Origin of the sequence: Comamonas aquatica (genome assembly GCF_018064205.1) — a bacterium.
GTDB lineage: Bacteria > Pseudomonadota > Gammaproteobacteria > Burkholderiales > Burkholderiaceae_C > Comamonas > Comamonas aquatica.
This window is the reverse complement of the sequence record NZ_CP072916.1, coordinates 932,928-952,623: the sequence shown is the minus strand read 5'-3', so window position 1 is coordinate 952,623 and position 19,696 is coordinate 932,928. Positions and strand designations below refer to the sequence as shown.

Here is a 19,696-nt window from a genome sequence, read left to right as displayed (position 1 = left end):
GACATGTCCAGCTTCTCCACCCTGCGCAGCCTGGGCTGCGCTGCCGGCCTGCTGCTGAGCCTGGCGACGGCACAGGCACAGGCACAGGCACAGGCACAGGCACAGGCACAGGCACAGGCACAGGACCATGCCAGCCACCATGCGCCCGCAGCCACGGCAAGCAGCCCTGCGCCAGCGGCGGCGCCCGACCCGGCGTTGACCGAGGGCGTCATCACCCGCGTCGACACCCGCAGCGGCAAGCTGACCATCCGCCACGGCGCCATCACCCACCTGGACATGCCGCCCATGACCATGGTGTTTGGCCTGCAGGACGCGCAGCAGGCCGCCCAGTTCAAGCCCGGCGACCCGGTGCGGTTCCGTGTCGAAGACCAGGCCGGCACGCTGGTCATCACCCGCATCCAGCCGGCGTCCTGAGGGCCGCACGGGCCGAGCGCAGAATCTGACTTTGGCCGCCATGAAGTCCGGCGCTTGCAGGTGCTGGACTTCATGGCGGCGCACCCAGACCCGCCCCCCAGACCGTCAGTGCATCCACTTGCGGACCATGGCCGGTCCCCAGCGCGCCGACAGCCAGGCCTCGGCCTGCGCGTCCCCATCGTCCCGCCCCTGCGCCGTGGCCTGCGCGGTGCACAAGGCCATCAGGGCCAGCGCATCCAGATCGTCGCCCACGTCATCCAACACCCGCGTCAGCTGCGGCGCACTGTCGTGGTCCAGGTACCAGACTGCGCCGTCGGTCCGGCTGAAGCACCACAGCTTGCCATTGCCCAGGTAATCCCCAAAGGCCACCAGGTCCACGATGCCGGCGCGCAGCGTGGCGGCGTCCTGCGGATCGGCCATGGCCACGGTATCCATCACGCCGGGAAACACCCGCTGCACCGGGCCGATGGCGGCCCAGTCCCTCCCGGGCGCCTGGCCCTCCCATGCTGCCACCAACAGGCCCTCGGCCCCATCCTGCACGCCAAGGTGCAACCAGTCATCGCGCAAGGCCGGGGGCAGCGGGCAGCCCAGCCGCCATTCGCACACGCGCAGCGCGGCGCGGCTGATGGGGGTGGGCTGGCACACCTGCATCGCCATCCAGGCATGGGCCTGCAGGCCCAGGTGCCAGAACTGCAGCCGCTGCGGCGCATCCCCGGGGCGGGCTGGCCAGTGCGGTGCGGGCACCTGTGCATCCGCCCAGATCACCGCATCCTGCGGGGCAAAGCGCGGGCTGTGGCCCAACTCCGCCTGCAGCAGTTGGGGCAGAGGCTGGCGCCAGTCCATCTGGCGCAGCACGGCCACGGGCAGCCAAGGGACATAGCCCATGCGCGGCGCATCGGTCCCCGGACGCACCAGGCAACGGGCGCCAGGCTGCAGCAGGATCGCGCTGGGGTCGGTCTGCGCGGCCGATGACAGTTGGCGGTGGAGCGCCGCGGGCAGGTCCACCCAGTCCGTCGCTGCCCACTGTGGCAAGGCCCGCACCAAGGCCGGCAGGTCGTTCAAAATTTGCATTCGCTGTGCCGCGCTTAGACTGCGGCCCTCATGATGACGCTCAAGCAATTTCACGCGCAGCTGGCCGAGGGCCGGTTGGCCGGCGCCCGCCACATCCAGCTCAGCGATGCGCTGACGGAGTTTCCACCGGCGCTGTATGCGCTGGCCGACTCGCTGGAGGTGCTGGACCTCTCCCACAACCAGCTGCAGCAGCTGCCCGCGGACCTGCCACGCCTGCACCAACTGCGCATCCTGTTTGCTTCCCACAACCCCTTCACCGAACTGCCGGCGGTGCTGGGCCAGATGCCCGCGCTGGAGATGGTGGGCTTCAAGGCCTGCCGGATTGCCCATGTGCCCGAGGCCAGCCTGCCACCGCGCCTGCGCTGGCTGATCCTGACCGACAACCAGCTCCGTGCGCTGCCCGCCAGCCTGGGCCAGCGCCTACGCCTGCAAAAGCTGATGCTGTCGTGCAACCAGCTCACGGACCTGCCGGACCTGCGCGCCTGCCAAAGGCTGGAGCTGCTGCGCATCGCCGGCAACCGCTTCACCACGCTGCCCGCCACGCTGTGGCAGCTGCCGGCGCTGGCCTGGGTGGCGATCGCTGGCAACCCGTTGACGCAAGAAAGTGAGCTGTCCGCGCTGGCTGTATCTGCGAAAACGGCCATTTCTTATCCCCAACTCAGCCTGGGTGCACAACTGGGCGAAGGCGCCAGCGGCCACATCCACCAGGCCACCTGCAACGACAGCGGGACGGCCATCGCGCTCAAGGTGTTCAAGGCCGCCGCCACCAGCGACGGCAGCCCGCAGTCCGAACTGGCGGCCGGCCTGGCCGCGGGCCAGCACCCGCAGCTGCTCACGCCCCTGGCCCGGGTGGACGGCCACCCGGACGGTCGGCTGGCCATGGCCTTGCCCCTGCTGCCGGCCAGCCTGCGCAACCTGGCCGGCCCACCCAGCCTGGACAGCTGCACGCGCGATGTCTATGCACCGGACACGGCCTTCACGCCCGCCACCGCCCAGCGCCTGCTGGCCGGCGTGCGCAGCGCGGTGCAGCACCTGCACGACCACGGTGTGCTGCATGGCGACCTGTACGCCCACAACATCCTGTGGGACCCGGCCACGGGCGAGGCCATGCTCAGCGACCTGGGCGCGGCCGCGCTGACCCACGATCTGCCCCGCGACCAGGTGGCGCAGCTGCAGGCCCTGGAGTGGCGCGCCTTCGCGCACCTGGAGGCCGAGGTCCTGGCCCGTTGCGCCTGAGCCATAAAAAAGGGCTGCCCGAAGGCAGCCCAAGTACTTTCACACACGCCAAGAAAATCGTTACTGCAGGAAGGCGGGCTTGGCATAGCCGGCAAACTGCTTGTCCACCACCTGCTTGAACTCCTGCGAACGGAAGGCCTGTTCCAGGTCCTTGGCCCATTGCGCGCCCTGGTCCTTGGTCTTGACGGCCACCACGTTCAGGTAGTGGTCGGGGGTCTTTTCCAGCAGCACGGCATCGCTGAGCTTCAGGCCCGAGGAGATGGCGAAGTTGCCGTTGATGATGGCGAACTGCGTATCCTCCAGCGCCCGCGGCAGGTGGGCGGCATCCAGCGGCACCAGCTTGATCTTCTTGGGGTTGGCGGCCAGGTCCAGCTCGGACACGCGCAGCGGGTTCACCCCCTCCTTGAGCTTGACCAGCCCGGCCTGCTGCAGCAGCAGGATGCCGCGCGCCAGGTTGCTGGGGTCGTTGGGCAGGGCCACGCGGTCGCCTTCCTTCAGCTCCGCCAGGCTCTTGCGCTGCTTGGAATACACGCCCATGGGCGCGATCGGGCCCTGCACCAGGGCCTTCAGGTCCAGCTTGCGGTCACCCTTGAACTGGTTGAAATACACCTCATGCTGGAAGAAGTTGGCATCGAGTGAACCATCGGCCAACGCCAGGTTGGGCTGCACGTAGTCGTTGAACTCCACCAGCTTGACCTTGTAGCCCTTGGCCTTGAGCAGGGGCACGATGCCCGACTGCAGCTGGTCGATGTTGGAGCCGGCCGTGCCGCCGATGACGAGCTGGGGCTTGCTGGCGTCCTGCGCCATGGCGGGGCTGGCGGCCAGGCTGGCCAGTGCCAGGGTGAAAGCCACGGCAGCGCGGCGCTGGGGATTGAAACGGAACATATGGGTCTTGCCTCCTGAAGGTTTGTGCATCACGCGACCTGGGGGTGCGCGCTGATGTCCTGCAGTATCCGCAGGCGTCCTTCAAATCCCAACGAATAAAAAATACGCTGCATATACCCAGAACGCATTAACAGTCGCTCCCTGGATCACCCAGCAGGCACTCCCCAGCGGCACCATGGCGCATGCGGGACACCCAACCGGGGAGGGGCCGCGCGCCGCGGCAAATCAACGACACCCCGCAAGCCCGCCTATCTTTTCTGCAGCGACACCCGTAGAGTGCATCGCAAGAGCAGCCCGGTTGCTGCCCTGCGCCCTGACCGGCGCACGTACCCCCAACACCCCACCAGGAGACGGCCTTGACGCAAGACACCGCCCACCCCGCCCCGCAACGCATCGGGGTGCTCCGCGAAACCTTCCCACGCGAAAAGCGCGTGGCCACCGTGCCCGATGTGGTGGAAAAACTGCGCCAGCTGGGCTTTGCGGTCGCCATCGAGACCGGCGCCGGCGATGCCGCCAACTTCAGCGACGACACCTACCGCGCCGCCGGGGCCGAGGTGCTGCCCAGTGCCGCCGCGGTCTGGCAGGCCGCCGACATCGTCTTCAAGGTGCGCCCGCCCACGGCCGACGAGGTCGCGCTGATGCACCCCGGCCAGATCCTGATCGACTTCATTTGGCCGGCGCAGAACCCCGAGCTGATGCAGCAGCTGGCCGCCCGGCAGGTGACGGTGCTGGCCATCGATGCGCTGCCGCGCACGCTGTCGCGCGCCCAGAAGATGGATGCGCTGACCTCCATGGCCGGCGTCTCCGGCTACCGCGCCGTGATCGAGGCGGCGAACGCCTTTGGCCGCTTCTTCAACGGCCAGATCACCGCGGCCGGCAAGGTGCCCCCGGCCAAGGTGTTCATTGCCGGGGCCGGCGTGGCCGGCCTGTCGGCGATTGGCACGGCCGCCAACATGGGCGCCATCGTGCGCGCCAACGACACGCGCGCCGAGGTGGCCGACCAGGTCACCTCGCTGGGCGGCGAGTTCGTCAAGGTCGACTACGAGGAAGACGGCGCAGGCGGCGGCGGCTACGCCAAGGTGATGAGCGAGGGCTTCCAGGCCGCGCAACGCCAGATGTATGCGCAGCAGGCCCAGGATGCCGACATCATCATCACCACGGCGCTGATCCCCGGCAAGCCGGCCCCCAAGCTGATCACGGCCGAGATGGTGCGCAGCATGAAGCCCGGCAGCGTGATCGTGGACATGGCGGCCGAACAAGGCGGCAACTGCGAGCTGACCGTGGCCGACGAAGCCCTGGTGCGCTACGGCGTCACCATCATCGGCTACACCGACCTGGCCTCGCGCCTGGCCAAGCAGTCGTCCACGCTGTACGCCACCAACCTGCTGCGCCTGACCGAGGAGCTGTGCAAGGCCAAGAACGGCGTGGCCGTGGTCAACATGGAGGACGACGCGATCCGCGGCCTCACGGTGATCAAGGACGGCGCCATCACCTGGCCAGCGCCCCCACTAGTGGTCGCACCCAAACCCGCACCGTCCACCGCCACCGCAGCCACGCCGGCGGCCGAGACCAAGAAGAAAGGCGGCCACGGCCACGGCAGCAGCGGCCCGCTGCCAGCCAAGACGCTGGCCCTCCTGTTTGCCGTGGTGGCCCTGGCGTTCTGGGGCATCGGCGCCTATGCGCCGGCGGCCTTCCTGGGGCACTTCACGGTGTTCGTGCTGGCCTGTTTCATCGGCTACATGGTGGTCTGGAACGTAACGCCGGCCCTGCACACGCCGCTGATGAGCGTGACCAATGCCATCTCCAGCATCATCGCCCTCGGCGCCCTGGTGCAGATTGCGCCGCCGGGCACGGCCGGCACGGGACGGCCGGATGAGCTAATTCGCTGGCTGGCCCTTGCTGCGCTTGTGCTGACAGCTATCAATATGTTCGGCGGCTTTGCCGTCACGCGCCGCATGCTGGCCATGTTCCGCAAATAACAAGCACGAGCACCAGAGAGCAACACCATGTCCCAAAGTCTCGCAACGGTGGCCTACCTGGGCGCCGCCATTTTGTTCATCCTGAGCCTGGGTGGCCTGTCCAACCCCGAAACCTCGCGCCGCGGCAATCTGTTCGGCATGGTCGGCATGGCCCTGGCCGTGCTGGCCACCGTGTTCGGCCCGCGCGTCAGTGCCGAGGGCATGGCCTGGATCGTCGGCGCCCTGGTCGTCGGCGGCGGCATCGGCCTGTACGCGGCCAAGGTCGTGAAGATGACGCAGATGCCCGAGCTGGTGGCGCTGATGCACAGCCTGGTCGGCCTGGCCGCCTGCCTGGTCGGCTTTGCCAGCTACGTCGATACCTCCACCCCGCTGCAAGGCGCCGAGCAGTTGATCCACGAGGTGGAGATCTATGTCGGCATCCTGATCGGTGCCGTGACCTTCTCGGGTTCGCTGATCGCCTTCGGCAAGCTCAACGGCCGCATTGGCGGCAAGCCGCTGCTGCTGCCGGCGCGCCACTGGCTCAACCTGGCGGCCCTGCTGCTGGTGATCGGGTTCGGCCGCGAATTCCTGGGCGCCGAAACCATCGCCCAGGGCATGCTGCCGCTGGTTGTGATGACCGCCATAGCCCTGCTGTTCGGCATCCACATGGTCATGGCCATCGGCGGCGCCGACATGCCCGTGGTGGTGTCCATGCTCAACAGCTACTCGGGCTGGGCCGCAGCGGCCACGGGCTTCATGCTGGGCAACGACCTGCTGATCGTCACAGGCGCGCTGGTGGGCTCCTCGGGTGCCATCCTGAGCTACATCATGTGCCAGGCCATGAACCGCAACTTCCTGAGCGTGATTGCCGGCGGCTTTGGCTCAGGCGCACCGGCCAAGACGGGCGATGCCACCGCCCAGCCCCAGGGCGAGGTCACCGCCATCAGCGCCATGGAGACGGCCGACCTGCTGCGCGAAGCCAAACGCGTCATCATCGTGCCCGGCTACGGCATGGCCGTGGCCCAGGCCCAGCACACGGTCAACGAGATCACCAAGGCCCTGCGCGCCAAGGGCGTGCAGGTGCAGTTCGCCATCCACCCCGTGGCCGGGCGCATGCCCGGCCACATGAATGTGCTGCTGGCCGAGGCCAAGGTGCCCTACGACATCGTGATGGAAATGGACGAGATCAACGACGACTTCCCCGAGGCCGATGTGGCCATGGTGATCGGCGCCAACGACATCGTGAACCCGGCCGCCCAGGACGATCCGGCCAGCCCGATTGCCGGCATGCCGGTGCTGGAAGTCTGGCGTGCCCGGCAGTCCGTCGTCATGAAGCGGTCCATGGCCTCCGGCTATGCCGGCGTGGACAACCCGCTGTTCTACAAGGACAACAACCGCATGCTGTTTGGCGACGCCAAGAAGATGCTGGACGAGGTGCTGACGGCGCTGCGCGCCTGAGCACGGCCGCTGCGCCGCCCGCCGGCACTGCAGTGGGCACCAGGGCCGGCCGCGGCCCGCGCGTCAGGGGCGCAGGTGGATCTGCGACTGGATCACCACCCCCTGGAGGGGCAAGGGCGCGACGTACACAGGGTAGGGCTGCTGGTAGACCACGGGGCGGTCCTTGCATTTGCGCTTTTCCTTGTACTCGCCGTTCTTCTTCCACTCGCGCTTGACCTTGCACTGGCCATCCCAGAACTCTTGCTTGTGCGCGTGGTGGCGGTGTTCGTGCTTGCGGTAGTGGCGGTGGTCGTCGTCATCTCCCGCCCAGCTGGTGAACGGCAGGGCCAACAGGAGAACGGGCAGACCCATCGTGGCAAGGATTCGTGGCATGGTGCGGTGCTTCACAGTGGTGGCTGACGCCGCAAGCCTAGGCCCGAAAACGCGCCACATTTTGTAAAAGCCGTGTGCGCCGCTTACAGCGTGGGCCTGTGCACCGGACGGGGCAGGCCCTGCGCCCCGCCTACCTCGCCAGCCGTACCTCCACCAGGGTGCCCCACGGGCCGGCAGTGCCGGCGGACGGCCACAAAAAAAGCAGCCCGCAGGCTGCTTGGTCAGGACCCGTCGGCCGCGCGGGCCCACCTCACTGCAGGAACGCAGGCTTCATGTAGCCCACGAACTTGGTGTCCACCACCTGCTTGAAGGCGGGCGAGCGGTAGGCCTCGGCCAGGTCCTTGGCCCACTGGGCGGTTTCGTTGCCGGTCTTGACGGCCACCACGTTCAGGTACTGGTCGGGGGTCTTTTCCAGGATCACGGCTTCCGTCAGCTTCAGGCCCGAGGACATGGCGAAGTTGCCGTTGACCACCACGAAGTCCGCGTCTTCCAGGGCGCGGGGCAGGTGGGCCGCATCCAGGGGCAGGAACTTGAGCTTGTGCTTGTTCTCGGCCAGGTCCAGCTCGGACACGCGGGCGGGGTTCACACCGTCCTTGATCTTGATGAGGCCGGCGTTCTGCAGCACCAGCAGCGCACGCGCCAGGTTGCTGGGGTCGTTGGGCAGGGCCACGCGGGCGCCAGCCTTCAGCTCGTTGATGCTCTTGAACTTCTTGGAGTAGACGCCCATGGGGGCCACGGGGCCTTGCACGATGGCCGTCAGCTTGAGCTTGCGGTCGGTGGTGAACTGGTCGAAATAGGCGCGGTGCTGGAAGAAGTTGGCATCCAGCGAACCATCGTCCAGCGCCAGGTTGGGCTGCACATAGTCGTTGAACTCGATCAGCTTGACGGTGTAACCCTTGGCCTTGAGCTGGGGCACGATGCCTTCTTGCAGCAGGTCGTAGTTGGAGCCGGCGGTGGCGCCAATGCGCAGCTGCTTCTTGGCAGCGTCCTGGGCCATGGCCGGGCCGGCCAGGATGCCGGCCACGGCCAGCGCGGCGGCGGTCAGCACGGCACGGCGGCCGGCAGCGCCCGCCTGGAAGGAATTGCGATCAAACATGTGGTGACTCCCTGGGAATGCAGTGACCGGCCTGCGCGAGAATGCGTGTCCACGCGGATGGACCAGACCGTTTATCGGCATGCAGTATGCCGACATTCAGGGTAAACCCCAAAGATTAAAAAACCATCTATTTATTCCCGTTCGCTATAAACCAGCCACTTGACCACGACGAGGTGCACATTGACCGCAACGCTTTTGGCACATGACGGGCACATCGCCCGGGTACAGGGCATCCAGGTGGGCCACTTCACCGACCCGCGCCGCCCCACGGGCTGCAGCGTGGTGCTGTGCCCGCAGGGGGCCGTGGGGGGCGTGGATGTGCGCGGCGCCGCCCCCGGCACGCGCGAGACCGATCTGCTGGACCCCAGCCACCTGGTGCAGCAGGTGCACGGCATCACCCTGTCCGGCGGCAGCGCCTGGGGGCTGGATGCCGCCAGTGGCACGGTGCGCTGGCTGGAGGAGCAAGGCGCCGGACTGGACATCGGCGTGGGCCGCATCCCGCTGGTGCCGGCGGCCGTGCTGTTTGACGTGATGCTGGGCGACATGCGCATCCGCCCCGATGCCGCCGCGGGCTACGCGGCCTGCCAGGCCGCCAGCCATGAGCGCCCGGCCGAAGGCAGCGTGGGCGCGGGCGCCGGGGCCGTGGTGGGCAAGATCTTCGGCCACGCGCGGGCCATGAAGGGCGGCATCGGCACCGCCAGCTTCACCGTGGACGGCGTGACCGTGGGCGCGCTGGTGGCCTGCAATGCGCTGGGCGATGTCTACCACCCGCACACCGGCCAGCTGCTGGCCGGCGCCCGCACCGCCGATGGCCAGCAGTTGCTGGGCGCGCGCGACGCGCTGCTGCGCGGCGAGGCGCCCAGCGCCATCCTGGCCGGCAGCAACACCACCCTCGGCGTGGTGGCCACCGATGCCCAGATCACCAAGCCCCAGGCCCAGCGCCTGGCCACCGTGGCCCACGACGGGCTGGCGCGCGCCATCAACCCGGTGCACACCATGAGCGACGGCGACACCCTGTTTGCCCTGGGCACGGGCCAGTCGGGGCGCAGCCTGGGGCTGATGACGCTGTTCACCCTGGCCGCCGAGGCCGTGGCCCTGGCCACGGCACGCGCCATTTTGCTGGCGCAGTCGGTGGACGTGGCCGGCCAGGAACGCCTGCCCAGCTGGGCCGACTGGCAGGCGCGCGCCCACGCTTGATCCATAAAAAAAGAGCAGGCAGCGCTGGATGCACAAGGGATTCAGCATCAAAACTGCCTGAACCCCATAGCCATCGCACGCTGCCTGCTCTCATAGATGAAGAACACGCGCCGCGCTGGCCGCACGCGCCCTCCCGGCGGCCCCAGCGGGCCGCCCTAGCCGTTCAGTCCACCGTGGCGCCCGAGGCCTTGACCACCGGCGCCCAGGTCTGCACCTCCTGGCGGATGAAGTTGCCAAAGTCCTGCGGCGTGTTCTTCTGCGACACGGCCCCCAGCTTGGCATAGGCCTGCTGCACCTCGGGCTTGTCAAACGCGGTATTCATGGCCTTGTTCAGCTTGTCCACCACCTCCTTGGGTGTGCCCTTGGGCGCGATCAGGCCGAACCACGAGGTCACATCGAACGGCGCCACGCCGCTTTCCTCCAGCGTGGGCACATCGGGCGCCGAGGGCGAGCGGGTCTTGGTGGTCACCGCCAGGGCCTTGAGCTTGCCCGACTGCACATGCGGCCACGAAGCGGGCATGTTGTCGAACATGAACTGCACCTGCCCGCCGATCAAATCCGTCACCGCCGGCGCACTGCCCTTGTACGGAATGTGCTGGGTTTTCAGGCCCGTGCGCACCTTGAACATCTCGCCCGCCATGTGGATGGAGGTGCCGCTGCCCGAGGAGGCGTAGGAAATCTTGTCGTTGTTGGCCCGCGCCCAGGCGATGAACTCCTTGACGTTGTTGGCCGGCACGCTGGGGTGCACCACCAGGATGTTGGGCACCTTGGCGCCCAGGGCCACGGCCTCGAAGTCGCGGTTCAGATCGAACTTCACGTTCGGGTACAGCGTCTGGTTGATGGCACTGGTCACCGCCACGAAAAGCAGGGTGTAGCCATCGGGGGCTGCGGCCTTAACGGCTTCGGTGGCGATGTTGCTGCCCCCGCCGGGCCGGTTTTCCACGATGAAGGACTGTCCCAGGGACTCTGTCAGCTCCTTGGCCATGATGCGGGCCACCACGTCGGTGGTCCCCCCGGCGGAAAAACCCACCACCACGCGCACCGGCTTGTTGGGGTAGTCCGAGGCCCAGCTGCTGCACACAGCGGCAGCAGCCAGCACACCCATGCCCAACTGGGCGCACGCACGGCGGGAAAGCGAAAAATCAAAGCGCATGGGGAAAGTCTCCTGTGATCGTTATGGCGGCCACACTTGGCGTCAGCGTGGCGCTTGATGGATATCAAGGAGTGTCTTTATACCGACGATGTGGCGACTTTCCCGAGGGGGTTAACCCCGCCTGGGTACACCCTGGCCGCCATCCCACCGGCAGCCCCCCATCGCCAGCGGATGGGTTGCAGGTTGCAGCACCGGCGCCCATGACCCCATGGCTTCCTCGCCGCGTGGGTGTTTGATCGCAACGCAGACGCAGTGCGCATCCCACCCACGGATGCCTGTACCCCCAAGGCCAGCCACCATGCAAAAAGGCTCCCGAAGGAGCCTTTGATGCAGGGCACAACAATTACTTGAGGGCCTTGTAGCGGAAGCGCTTGGGGGCAGCGCCCTCTTCGCCCAGGCGCTTCTTCTTGTCGGCCTCGTACTCCTGGTAGTTGCCGTCGAAGAACACCCACTGCGAGTCACCTTCGGCCGCCAGGATGTGCGTGGCGATACGGTCCAGGAACCAACGATCGTGCGAGATCACCAGCACGGTACCGGCGTACTCCAGCAGCGCGTCTTCCAGCGCACGCAGGGTTTCCACGTCCAAGTCGTTCGAGGGTTCGTCCAGCAGCAGCACGTTGCCGCCCTGGATCAGGGTCTTGGCCAAGTGCAGACGGCCACGCTCACCACCCGACAGCATGCCGACCTTCTTTTGCTGGTCCTGGCCGTTGAAGTTGAAGCGGCCGGCGTAGGCGCGCGACGCCATGGTGAACTTGCCCACGTTGATCATGTCCAGACCACCGGAGATGTCTTCCCACACGGTCTTCTCGTCGGCCAGCGCATCGCGGTGCTGGTCGACGAAGGCCATCTTCACGGTCTGGCCGATTTCCACGGTGCCGGAATCGGGTTGTTCCTTGCCGGCGATCAGCTTGAACAGGGTCGACTTACCAGCGCCGTTGGGACCGATGATGCCGACGATGGCGCCAGCCGGAATGTTCATCGACAGGTTGTCGATCAGCAGACGGTCGCCAAACGCCTTGGAGACGTTGTGGAACTCGATGACCTTGGAGCCCAGACGTTCAGCCACAGGAATGAAGATTTCCTGGGTTTCGTTGCGGCGCTGGTATTCGTAATCGCTCAGTTCCTCGAAGCGTGCAATACGCGCCTTGGACTTGGCCTGGCGGCCCTTGGCGTTCTGGCGCACCCACTCCAGCTCCTTCTTCAGGGCCTTGGCGCGCGCTTCCTCGCCCTTTTGCTCGGCTTCCAGGCGGTTGCCCTTCTGGATCAGCCAGTCGGAGTAGTTGCCCTTGTAGGGAATCCCGTGACCACGGTCCAGTTCCAGAATCCACTCGGCGGCGTTGTCCAGGAAGTAGCGGTCGTGGGTGATGGCCACCACGGTGCCGGAGAAGCGGTGCAGGAACTGCTCCAGCCAGTCCACGGACTCGGCGTCCAAGTGGTTGGTGGGTTCGTCCAGCAGCAGCATGTCGGGCTTGGACAGCAGCAGCTTGCACAGCGCCACGCGGCGCTTTTCACCACCGGACAGCAGGCCCACCTTGGCATCCCAGGCGGGCAGGCGCAGCGCATCGGCCGCGATTTCCAGTTGGTGCTCGGAGTCGGTGCCAGCGGCGGCAATGATGGCCTCCAGCTCGCCCTGCTCGGCCGCCAGCGCGTCAAAGTCGGCATCTTCCTCGGCGTAGGCCGCATACACCTCTTCCAGGCGGGCCTTGGCGTTGTTCACCTCGGCCATGGCTTCTTCGACGGCCTGGCGCACGGTGTGCTCGGGGTTGAGCTGGGGCTCCTGCGGCAGGTAGCCGATGGACAGGCCCTGCATGGGAATGGCTTCGCCTTCGAACTCCTTGTCCACGCCGGCCATGATCTTCAGCAGCGAAGACTTGCCCGAGCCATTCAGACCCAGCACGCCGATCTTGGCGCCGGGGAAGAAACTGAGCGAAATGTCCTTCAAGATCTGGCGCTTGGGGGGCACCGTCTTGGTCAGGTGGTTCATCGAAAAGACGTATTGAGCCATGTGTTTGTCAGCAGATTCTTTTAAAAAAATACAAATTTGGCGCTCATTGCACAGGCGCCCCAACCACTGATTATCTCCGCATGCGACAATACCCACCGTCAGGGGCTCCAGTTTCCCCTTGGCATCAGCATTCAGCTGGGGACGAAGGCTCGCCAACCCAAGCGATTCCGGCTCCCACTTCCTGTGAATCTCATCTGCCTACGACTGGCTGGGCAACCGCTGCGGTTGCTGCGACAGGCTGATACCCCGCGCCCGGATGGGCGTATCGACAACAATGACATTTGAAGAATTGAACCTGGCACCTGCCATCGTCAAGGCAGTGCTCGAGCAGGGCTACGAAAACCCAACCCCAATCCAGGCCCAGGCCATCCCCGCCGTGTTGACTGGCAAGGACCTGCTGGCCGGCGCACAGACCGGAACCGGCAAGACGGCCGCCTTCTCGCTGCCCATCCTGCACCGCCTGACCCAGGGCGGCACCAGCCACCCCGCCGGTGGCATCCGCGCCCTGATCCTGACGCCCACCCGCGAACTGGCCGCGCAGATTGAAGAAAACATCCGCGGCTACTCCAAGTACCTGGACATCAGCTCCACCGTGATCTTCGGGGGCGTGGGCATGAAGCCCCAGATCGACCGCATCCGCAAGGGCGTGGACATCCTGGTGGCCACCCCCGGCCGCCTGCTGGACCTGCAGCAGCAAGGCTTCATGGACCTGTCCCAGGTCGAAGTGCTGGTGCTGGACGAAGCCGACCGCATGCTGGACATGGGCTTCATCCACGACGTGAAGAAGATCCTGGCCCTGGTGCCCTCGAACAAGCAAAGCCTGCTGTTCTCGGCCACCTTCAGCGACGACATCCGCGCCCTGGCCAACGGCCTGCTCAAGAACCCCGAGAGCATCCAGGTCACGCCACGCAACACCACGGTGCAGCGCATCAAGCAGGTGATCCACCCCGTGGGCCGCGCCAAGAAGAAGCAGGTGCTGCTGCACATCATCAACGACAACCAGTGGAACCAGGTGCTGGTGTTCACGCGCACCAAGTTCGGCGCCAACAACGTGGCCGAATTCCTGACCAAGAATGGCGTCACCGCCATGGCGCTGCACGGCAACAAGAGCCAGAGCGCCCGCACCCAGGCGCTGGCCGGCTTCAAGACCGGTGAACTGCGCGCCCTGGTGGCCACCGACATCGCGGCCCGCGGCATCGACATCGACGAGCTGCCGCACGTCGTGAACTACGAGATCCCCAACGTGCCCGAAGACTACGTGCACCGCATCGGCCGCACCGGCCGCGCGGGCCGTGAAGGGCATGCCGTGAGCCTGGTCTGCATGGACGAAGAAGGCTTCATGATGGAGATCGAACGCTTCACCAAGCAGGAAATCCCCGTGGTGCCCCTGGAAGGCTTTGGTCCCGACGAAGGTGAGAAGGCCGAGCCCATCGCCATGGGCCGCCAGACCATCTGGGGCGGTGCCGGCAAGCCACCGAGCCGCGACGTCATGCAAGCCGCCGCCAAGGCCGCCCGCCAGGAAATGATGGAGCGCATCCGCACCACCAAGAGCGCCCAGTCCGACCGTGGCGGTCAGCGCAACCCGCGTGCGCCCCGTGCCGAAGGCCAGCCGGCCGATGGCGAGGCCGGTGCCTCGCAAGGCGCACGCCGTGGCGGCGCGCGCCGCCCGGCACGCCAGGGCTTTGCCCCCCGCGACAACGCCGGCACCAACTTCGAAGGCCGTGCCGATGGCAACGCCGAGCGCGCGCCCCGTGCCGAAGCCTTGGACCAGGACGGCCAGCCACGCCGCAGCGGCCAGGGTTACAACCGTTCGCGCCAGCGTCCCTCGCGCGACAACCCACGCGGCGCCGAAGCCCCACGCGGCCCGGCCAGCCACGCCAGTGCCGGTGGCCAACCCCGCCCAGCCCGCCAGCCTGGCGGCGACAACTACGGCAACAGCCGCTTCGAAGACCAACCCCCGCGCCCCAATGCCCACCTGGGCACGCAGCTGGGCAACCCTGTCTCGCGCGGCCCCCGCGCCGGTGGCTCGGCCCAGCCCGACCCCACCCGCACCAGCATCGACCTGATGATGGAACGCCCACGCCGCGCCGGTGGCGGTGGCTTCCGCGGCAACAATGGCGGCGGCGGCATGGGTGGTGGCGGCAATCGCCGCCGCAGCGGCGGCGGTGGCGGCGGCTTCAACCGCTAAGCCCAGTGGTCCAGCGCTGCGCCGCTGGACACTGCTTGCCCGGCTCCGCCTGCACACACCGGTGCGCACGGCGGCCCGCCACACGGCAAGCGCCTTGCACTGACACGGCAACAGAAAACCTGGGCGTTAACATGCGCCCAGCTTCGATTTTCACCCTCACGCTGTGCCCCCGGCGGCTGCCACAGCCCGGCGGGCACACACCTCCACTTGGATTTCTGAGGTTCACAGCACTATGACAAAGCCCTTCGCCCCTGTCTTCGCGCCGTACCAGGAACGCCCAGGCACCGCCTTCGCCACCCACGCCGCGCGCGTGGCCCTGGCAGGCACCGCACTCGCCCTGGCAGCCTGCTCCAGCACGCCGCTGCCACCCTGGCCCTCGACAGGTAGCCGACCGCAGCCTCCTGCAGTGGCCCCAGCTGCCGCGCCGGCTCCGGCAGCCAGCACCCATACTGGCAGCCCCCGCCCTGCCGCGGCCAGCGTCACCCCGGTGGCGCCCAGCAACATGCTGGAGGCCCTGCCCTACAGCGCCGCGATTGCCGAACTCTTTCCCGACCCCACAGAGCGTTACAGCACCCCCGGCCTGTCCGACGGGCGCCGCAGCCTGACCACCAACAGCGAGCTGACCGAGCTGCTTCGCGAGTTGAGCCAGGCCAGCACCAGCGGCGGCCCACGGCTGGGCGTGCTCAACAGCGGCAGCGCGCAAAGTGGCACGCCCATCCTGGCGCTGATTGCCACGCAGAGCCCCAGCATCTCGCCCCTGGCCCTGGAAGAAAGCGGGCGCCCCAGCGTCATGATCGTGGCCGGCCAGCAAGGCACGGACACCGCAGCCACCGAGGCCGCCCTGGTCCTGGCCAAAGAGCTGGGCACCGGCGGTCTGCTGGCGCCACTGCTGGACAAGATCAACATCATCCTGGTGCCACGCGCCAATCCCGACGGCTTTGACCAGGGCCGCGCCACCACCGCCGACGGCACGGACCTGCGTTTTGACCACCTGCTGCTCAAGACACCGGAAGCGCGCTTCCTGGCCAAGCTGGCGCGCGACTACCGCCCGGCCATCGTGCTGGATGCCGGCGAATTCGCCGCCATCGAACCCACGCTGCAGCGCTTTGCTGCCGTGCGCGCCAACGACATGAGCCTGCAGTACGGCGTCACGCCGAACGCCCACGAGTTCGTGACCAAGGCCGCGCGCGAGTGGCTGCACGAGCCCGTGGTGCAAGCCCTCAGTCAGGCGCGGCTGCGTGCCGACTGGGCCTTCACGGCCACCGGCAGCGACGCTGCCGCCGGCTTTACCATGGGCGGCCTGGCCCCCACCACGCTGCGCAACGCCTCCAGCCTGAAGAACATGGCCAGCATGGAAACCCTAAGCCGCGGCAGCGACCTGGGCCGCACCCACATCCAGCGCCGCGTGCACAGCCAGGTCAAGGCGATGATGGCGGTGCTGCAGAACGCGGCCCAACGCGCCGACAACCTGCGCCAGGTGGGCGCCTTCGTGGCGCGCGATGTCGCATCCAAGGCCTGCCGCAGCACGCTGACCGTGCAGGCCCAGCAGCGCCAGGAACAGCGCGAAGTGACGCTGGTGGACGCCCAGACCGCCCAGCTGGTGCAAAAGCCCGTGGCCTGGACCAGCGGCCTGAGCATGGTGCAACCACGCCAGCGCCACCAGGCCTGCGGCTACTGGCTGTCGCCCAATGCCGTGCAGGCCACCGAGCGCCTGAGCATGCTGGGCGTGATCGTGCAGCGCGTGGGCGAACTCTCGCCCATGCAGGTAGAGACCTACCAGGCCGCCACACCCGGCACCAGCACGCCCACGGCGAATGTCACGCTGGCCCGCACGGCCATGGAGGCCACGCCCGGCAGCTACTACGTCAGCATGAACCAGCCCCTGGCCTACCTGGCGGCAGCAGCCCTGGAGCCCGACACCCCGTACAGCTACATGAGCCACGGTGTGCTGAGCGGCCTGGGCGACGTGGCGCGGGTGGTGGCGCTGCCCAACATCGTGTTCGACGAGGATTGAGCCCCCGCGCGACTGGGTCCGTCATGCCGCATCCGCAGCGGCGCTCAAACAAAAAGTCCCGTACTGGCTTCCAGCGCGGGGCTTTTTTACACTACATCAACGATAGCAATCAGCGCGCACTGCACCTGGGCTGCAGCCACTTTTTACTCATAGACAGCCGCCACAGCGCCCGATGGGTCAGCCCTGCACCACGGCCGGTGCCACGGCGGTGGACGACAGCGCCGCCAGGCTGCTGACCACGCGGTTGCGCCCGGCCCGCTTGGCCTCGTACAACAGGGTATCGGCATGCCGCAGCAGCGTCTGCAGCGAAGCCATGGCATCGCACAGCACCACCCCGAAGCTGGCGGTCAGCGGCTGGGGCAACAGGCGCAGCGACTCCAGGGCCAGCTGCTCGCGCATGCGCTGCACCACCGCCACCGAGCCCTCCAGGTCCGTGCAGCGCAGCATCAGCACAAACTCCTCACCCCCGAAGCGCACCACCAGATCGTCCTGGCGCACATGCTGTACCAGCACCTGCGCCACCAGCTTCAGCACCTCGTCGCCCATGCCATGGCCCAGGCTGTCGTTGATGTGCTTGAAATGGTCGACATCGCAGACCACCAGGGCCCACTGCCCGCCAGGCGGGCGCATGCGCGCCGGGGCCTGCTCGAAAAAAGCCCGGCGGTTGAGCAGCTGGGTCAGCGAATCGCGGTCCCGCTCGTGCTTCAGGATCACGAACATCTCGCGCACACTGACGGCCAGCAGCACGGCGATGAACCACAGGCTCAGCAGCAGGTTGACCGCCAGCATCAGCAGCCACAGGGGCGAGCTCGACAGCTCCGGCAGCGGACCCTCCCAGAGGAACACAGCCACGATCGCCGGGCGCAGCACCGAATACGCCACGAACACCAGGTAGGAGGCACGCAGCAGGCGCTCCAGCCCGTGCACCGGCCGGCGCTGCCGGTACACCGCCATCACCCCCAGCAGTAGCAGCAGCACCATGGCCAGGTTCAGCACCAGGATGCGGATGCGCAACTGGTCGGTGACCTGCGAGAAGTAATACAGCAGCCCCAGCGCCAGCACGCCCACCGCCGCCGCCAGCCGGGGGTGGGCCGCGCCCCCGTACTTGAGCGCCATGCCTTGGGCCATGGCCCACAGGCCGGACAGGTAGAACGCCCCCAGCAGCACGGCCGTGCGCGCCAGTTGCTCGTTGCTCATCAGGGTCTGCGCCGCCAGCGGCACTGCGGGCAGGATGTAAGCCGCCGCCAGCCACAGCAGGTAGCGATGCTGACGCAGCACTGTCCAGCAGACGACCAGGGCCAGGCCGAGCAGCACCCCACACACAGGCACGATCAATGAGAAATACTGGCTGGCTTGCAAAAATGGATCTCGAATATCAAGGGCAATCGCAAAGTCTAACGCTGGCCTCATTTGGCAAGCAGTTTTCCTGCATGAACGGGGGGATTCTCCGCATCAGGCACCCCGTGCACCGAATGCTGAGGTGTGCCGGGGTTGGAGCGCACACGCCAGGATTGCTCTTTTTTCATGAGCATCCATCGCATTTTTAATAAGCGCTAAATCCATTTCCAGCATCCATCAAACTTCCTTCCAACCCCAAGCCTGCATCCCCTCCCAAGTCATTCCTTCTTCCGGCGGATAACCCGCAGGCACCTGCCTTCCACCTGCACCACCCAAGCGGCGCGGCATTTTATGCGGCTTGCATATAAAGTAAGTTTCTTTTATAATCCTTGGTTTTCAGGGGCTGGGCTTGTGGCTCCTGGGCAGCGCCTCTGCACCGCGCTGCCGCACCCAGGGCTTCGCCCCAGCAAGACATTGCCATCCCCCACAAGCCGCCGCCCGCCCCGGGCCGTTGCCCTTCGCCGACTCCGAAGGGATATTTTTTAACCATTCTTTTCTGCCTGGCTGCCACCCGCTCAGGGTCTGCGCCAGCTTCGACACCATGCACCATGCTTCGATCACCGAGCGTGTTGGCCACTATGTGGTCACCCCGCTCACCCACACCACCGCCAGCGGCAAAGTGTCTGCGGCGGTCTCCATCCGCCGCGGCGTCTATGACCGCGTCTTCCGTTTCATCGACCAGTTCGACTCGCGCGCCAGCGCCACCCGCTACGCCTTGCAAGAAGGCCGCAGCATGGTGCTGTGCAACCAGCTGAGCTGACACCACCACCACAGAGGAGTGAAATCACATTGGCCAAAGAAGAACTGATTGAAATGCAAGGCCGGGTGGACGAAGTGCTGCCCGATGCCCGTTTTCGCGTCACCCTGGACAACGGACACCAGTTGATCGCCTACTCCGGCGGTAAGATGCGCAAGCACCGCATCCGCGTGCTGGCTGGCGACAAGGTCAGCCTGGAAATGTCCCCCTACGACCTGGACAAGGGCCGACTGACATTCCGACACATCGAACAACGCAGCGGCAGCCCTGCCCCGCAGCGCCGCCGCTGAGCGCCCCGGCGATTGCATCCTTCTCAGCCCGCCCTGCAGCGGGCTTTGTTTTGTGCGCTATGTCACGCTCCACGGGCATCTTGAAAGCATAGCGCGCTGCGCTTGCCAGGCAATGGTCTGCAGGGGTTTCATGCTGCAAACACCATCCCCATCCATCTCGGTGGGTCCGTCTCGCAGCACCGGGGCAGCCCCGCCTGCATCCTC

16 protein-coding genes are annotated in these 19,696 nt (G+C 66.9%); 9 read left to right on the top strand and 7 right to left on the bottom strand.

The window, feature by feature from the left end:
* The first annotated feature begins 3 nt into the window (after window positions 1-3).
* Window positions 4-414, top strand: coding sequence for a copper-binding protein (locus tag KAQ61_RS04445; protein ID WP_210930623.1), 411 nt, complete (start codon window positions 4-6; stop codon window positions 412-414).
* 105 nt (window positions 415-519) lie between these two features.
* Here the strand turns inward: KAQ61_RS04445 and KAQ61_RS04440 are convergent, their stop codons facing one another.
* Window positions 520-1,485 (bottom strand): SMI1/KNR4 family protein, encoded by a 966-nt coding sequence (locus tag KAQ61_RS04440; protein ID WP_210930622.1) that lies wholly within the window; start codon window positions 1,483-1,485, stop codon window positions 520-522.
* 30 nt (window positions 1,486-1,515) lie between these two features.
* On the opposite strand from KAQ61_RS04440, the gene KAQ61_RS04435 reads away from it, so the two are divergent.
* Complete coding sequence (locus tag KAQ61_RS04435) at window positions 1,516-2,721, top strand: leucine-rich repeat-containing protein kinase family protein (protein WP_210930621.1); 1,206 nt, start codon at window positions 1,516-1,518, stop codon at window positions 2,719-2,721.
* 60 nt (window positions 2,722-2,781) lie between these two features.
* Here KAQ61_RS04435 and KAQ61_RS04430 read toward each other — a convergent pair whose 3' ends face one another.
* Window positions 2,782-3,606 (bottom strand): MetQ/NlpA family ABC transporter substrate-binding protein, encoded by an 825-nt coding sequence (locus KAQ61_RS04430; protein ID WP_042413291.1) that lies wholly within the window; start codon window positions 3,604-3,606, stop codon window positions 2,782-2,784.
* 398 nt (window positions 3,607-4,004) lie between these two features.
* On the opposite strand from KAQ61_RS04430, the gene KAQ61_RS04425 reads away from it, so the two are divergent.
* Window positions 4,005-5,585 (top strand): Re/Si-specific NAD(P)(+) transhydrogenase subunit alpha, encoded by a 1,581-nt coding sequence (locus tag KAQ61_RS04425; protein ID WP_210931707.1) that lies wholly within the window; start codon window positions 4,005-4,007, stop codon window positions 5,583-5,585.
* A 27-nt stretch (window positions 5,586-5,612) separates the two neighbouring features.
* On the top strand, window positions 5,613-7,022 hold the full coding sequence (gene pntB, locus KAQ61_RS04420; RefSeq protein ID WP_210930620.1) for a Re/Si-specific NAD(P)(+) transhydrogenase subunit beta: 1,410 nt from the start codon (window positions 5,613-5,615) through the stop codon (window positions 7,020-7,022).
* Window positions 7,023-7,085: 63 nt separating this feature from the next.
* On the opposite strand, the gene KAQ61_RS04415 is transcribed toward pntB, so the two are convergent.
* Window positions 7,086-7,394 (bottom strand): hypothetical protein, encoded by a 309-nt coding sequence (locus tag KAQ61_RS04415; RefSeq protein ID WP_210930619.1) that lies wholly within the window; start codon window positions 7,392-7,394, stop codon window positions 7,086-7,088.
* A gap of 250 nt (window positions 7,395-7,644) precedes the next feature.
* Window positions 7,645-8,490 (bottom strand): MetQ/NlpA family ABC transporter substrate-binding protein, encoded by an 846-nt coding sequence (locus KAQ61_RS04410; RefSeq protein WP_210930618.1) that lies wholly within the window; start codon window positions 8,488-8,490, stop codon window positions 7,645-7,647.
* A 180-nt stretch (window positions 8,491-8,670) separates the two neighbouring features.
* On the opposite strand from KAQ61_RS04410, the gene KAQ61_RS04405 reads away from it, so the two are divergent.
* Window positions 8,671-9,687, top strand: a complete 1,017-nt coding sequence (locus KAQ61_RS04405) for a P1 family peptidase (RefSeq protein WP_244982979.1) — start codon at window positions 8,671-8,673, stop codon at window positions 9,685-9,687.
* A gap of 163 nt (window positions 9,688-9,850) precedes the next feature.
* Here the strand turns inward: KAQ61_RS04405 and KAQ61_RS04400 are convergent, their stop codons facing one another.
* Window positions 9,851-10,840 (bottom strand): Bug family tripartite tricarboxylate transporter substrate binding protein, encoded by a 990-nt coding sequence (locus KAQ61_RS04400; RefSeq protein ID WP_210930617.1) that lies wholly within the window; start codon window positions 10,838-10,840, stop codon window positions 9,851-9,853.
* Between the two features lie 343 nt (window positions 10,841-11,183).
* Complete coding sequence (ettA, locus tag KAQ61_RS04395; protein ID WP_042413302.1) at window positions 11,184-12,845, bottom strand: energy-dependent translational throttle protein EttA; 1,662 nt, start codon at window positions 12,843-12,845, stop codon at window positions 11,184-11,186.
* Between the two features lie 274 nt (window positions 12,846-13,119).
* Between ettA and KAQ61_RS04390 the strand changes: the two genes are divergently transcribed.
* Both KAQ61_RS04390 and KAQ61_RS04385 read left to right on the top strand, forming a co-directional pair.
* On the top strand, window positions 13,120-15,033 hold the full coding sequence (locus KAQ61_RS04390; RefSeq protein ID WP_210930616.1) for a DEAD/DEAH box helicase: 1,914 nt from the start codon (window positions 13,120-13,122) through the stop codon (window positions 15,031-15,033).
* Window positions 15,034-15,265: 232 nt separating this feature from the next.
* Window positions 15,266-17,047, top strand: a complete 1,782-nt coding sequence (locus KAQ61_RS04385; protein ID WP_210930615.1) for a M14 family zinc carboxypeptidase — start codon at window positions 15,266-15,268, stop codon at window positions 17,045-17,047.
* Between the two features lie 177 nt (window positions 17,048-17,224).
* Here KAQ61_RS04385 and KAQ61_RS04380 read toward each other — a convergent pair whose 3' ends face one another.
* Window positions 17,225-18,406 (bottom strand): GGDEF domain-containing protein, encoded by a 1,182-nt coding sequence (locus KAQ61_RS04380; RefSeq protein ID WP_210930614.1) that lies wholly within the window; start codon window positions 18,404-18,406, stop codon window positions 17,225-17,227.
* 580 nt (window positions 18,407-18,986) lie between these two features.
* Between KAQ61_RS04380 and KAQ61_RS04375 the strand changes: the two genes are divergently transcribed.
* Together KAQ61_RS04375 and infA are read left to right on the top strand one after the other, a co-directional pair.
* Window positions 18,987-19,205, top strand: coding sequence for a hypothetical protein (locus tag KAQ61_RS04375; RefSeq protein ID WP_042413326.1), 219 nt, complete (start codon window positions 18,987-18,989; stop codon window positions 19,203-19,205).
* 29 nt (window positions 19,206-19,234) lie between these two features.
* Entirely contained in the window at window positions 19,235-19,492 is a 258-nt protein-coding gene (gene infA, locus KAQ61_RS04370) for a translation initiation factor IF-1 (protein WP_042413330.1), read from the top strand.
* The last annotated feature ends 204 nt before the right edge of the window (window positions 19,493-19,696 follow it).

Coding starts and splice junctions, on each gene's coding strand:
- KAQ61_RS04445 (WP_210930623.1), top strand. CDS start 4: ATGTCCAGCTTCTCCACCCTGCGCAGCCTGGGCTGCGCTGCCGGCCTG.
- KAQ61_RS04400 (WP_210930617.1), bottom strand. CDS start 10,840: ATGCGCTTTGATTTTTCGCTTTCCCGCCGTGCGTGCGCCCAGTTGGGC.
- KAQ61_RS04430 (WP_042413291.1), bottom strand. CDS start 3,606: ATGTTCCGTTTCAATCCCCAGCGCCGCGCTGCCGTGGCTTTCACCCTG.
- pntB (WP_210930620.1), top strand. CDS start 5,613: ATGTCCCAAAGTCTCGCAACGGTGGCCTACCTGGGCGCCGCCATTTTG.
- KAQ61_RS04435 (WP_210930621.1), top strand. CDS start 1,516: ATGATGACGCTCAAGCAATTTCACGCGCAGCTGGCCGAGGGCCGGTTG.
- ettA (WP_042413302.1), bottom strand. CDS start 12,845: ATGGCTCAATACGTCTTTTCGATGAACCACCTGACCAAGACGGTGCCC.
- KAQ61_RS04375 (WP_042413326.1), top strand. CDS start 18,987: ATGCACCATGCTTCGATCACCGAGCGTGTTGGCCACTATGTGGTCACC.
- KAQ61_RS04415 (WP_210930619.1), bottom strand. CDS start 7,394: ATGCCACGAATCCTTGCCACGATGGGTCTGCCCGTTCTCCTGTTGGCC.
- KAQ61_RS04410 (WP_210930618.1), bottom strand. CDS start 8,490: ATGTTTGATCGCAATTCCTTCCAGGCGGGCGCTGCCGGCCGCCGTGCC.
- KAQ61_RS04440 (WP_210930622.1), bottom strand. CDS start 1,485: ATGCAAATTTTGAACGACCTGCCGGCCTTGGTGCGGGCCTTGCCACAG.
- KAQ61_RS04390 (WP_210930616.1), top strand. CDS start 13,120: ATGACATTTGAAGAATTGAACCTGGCACCTGCCATCGTCAAGGCAGTG.
- KAQ61_RS04385 (WP_210930615.1), top strand. CDS start 15,266: ATGACAAAGCCCTTCGCCCCTGTCTTCGCGCCGTACCAGGAACGCCCA.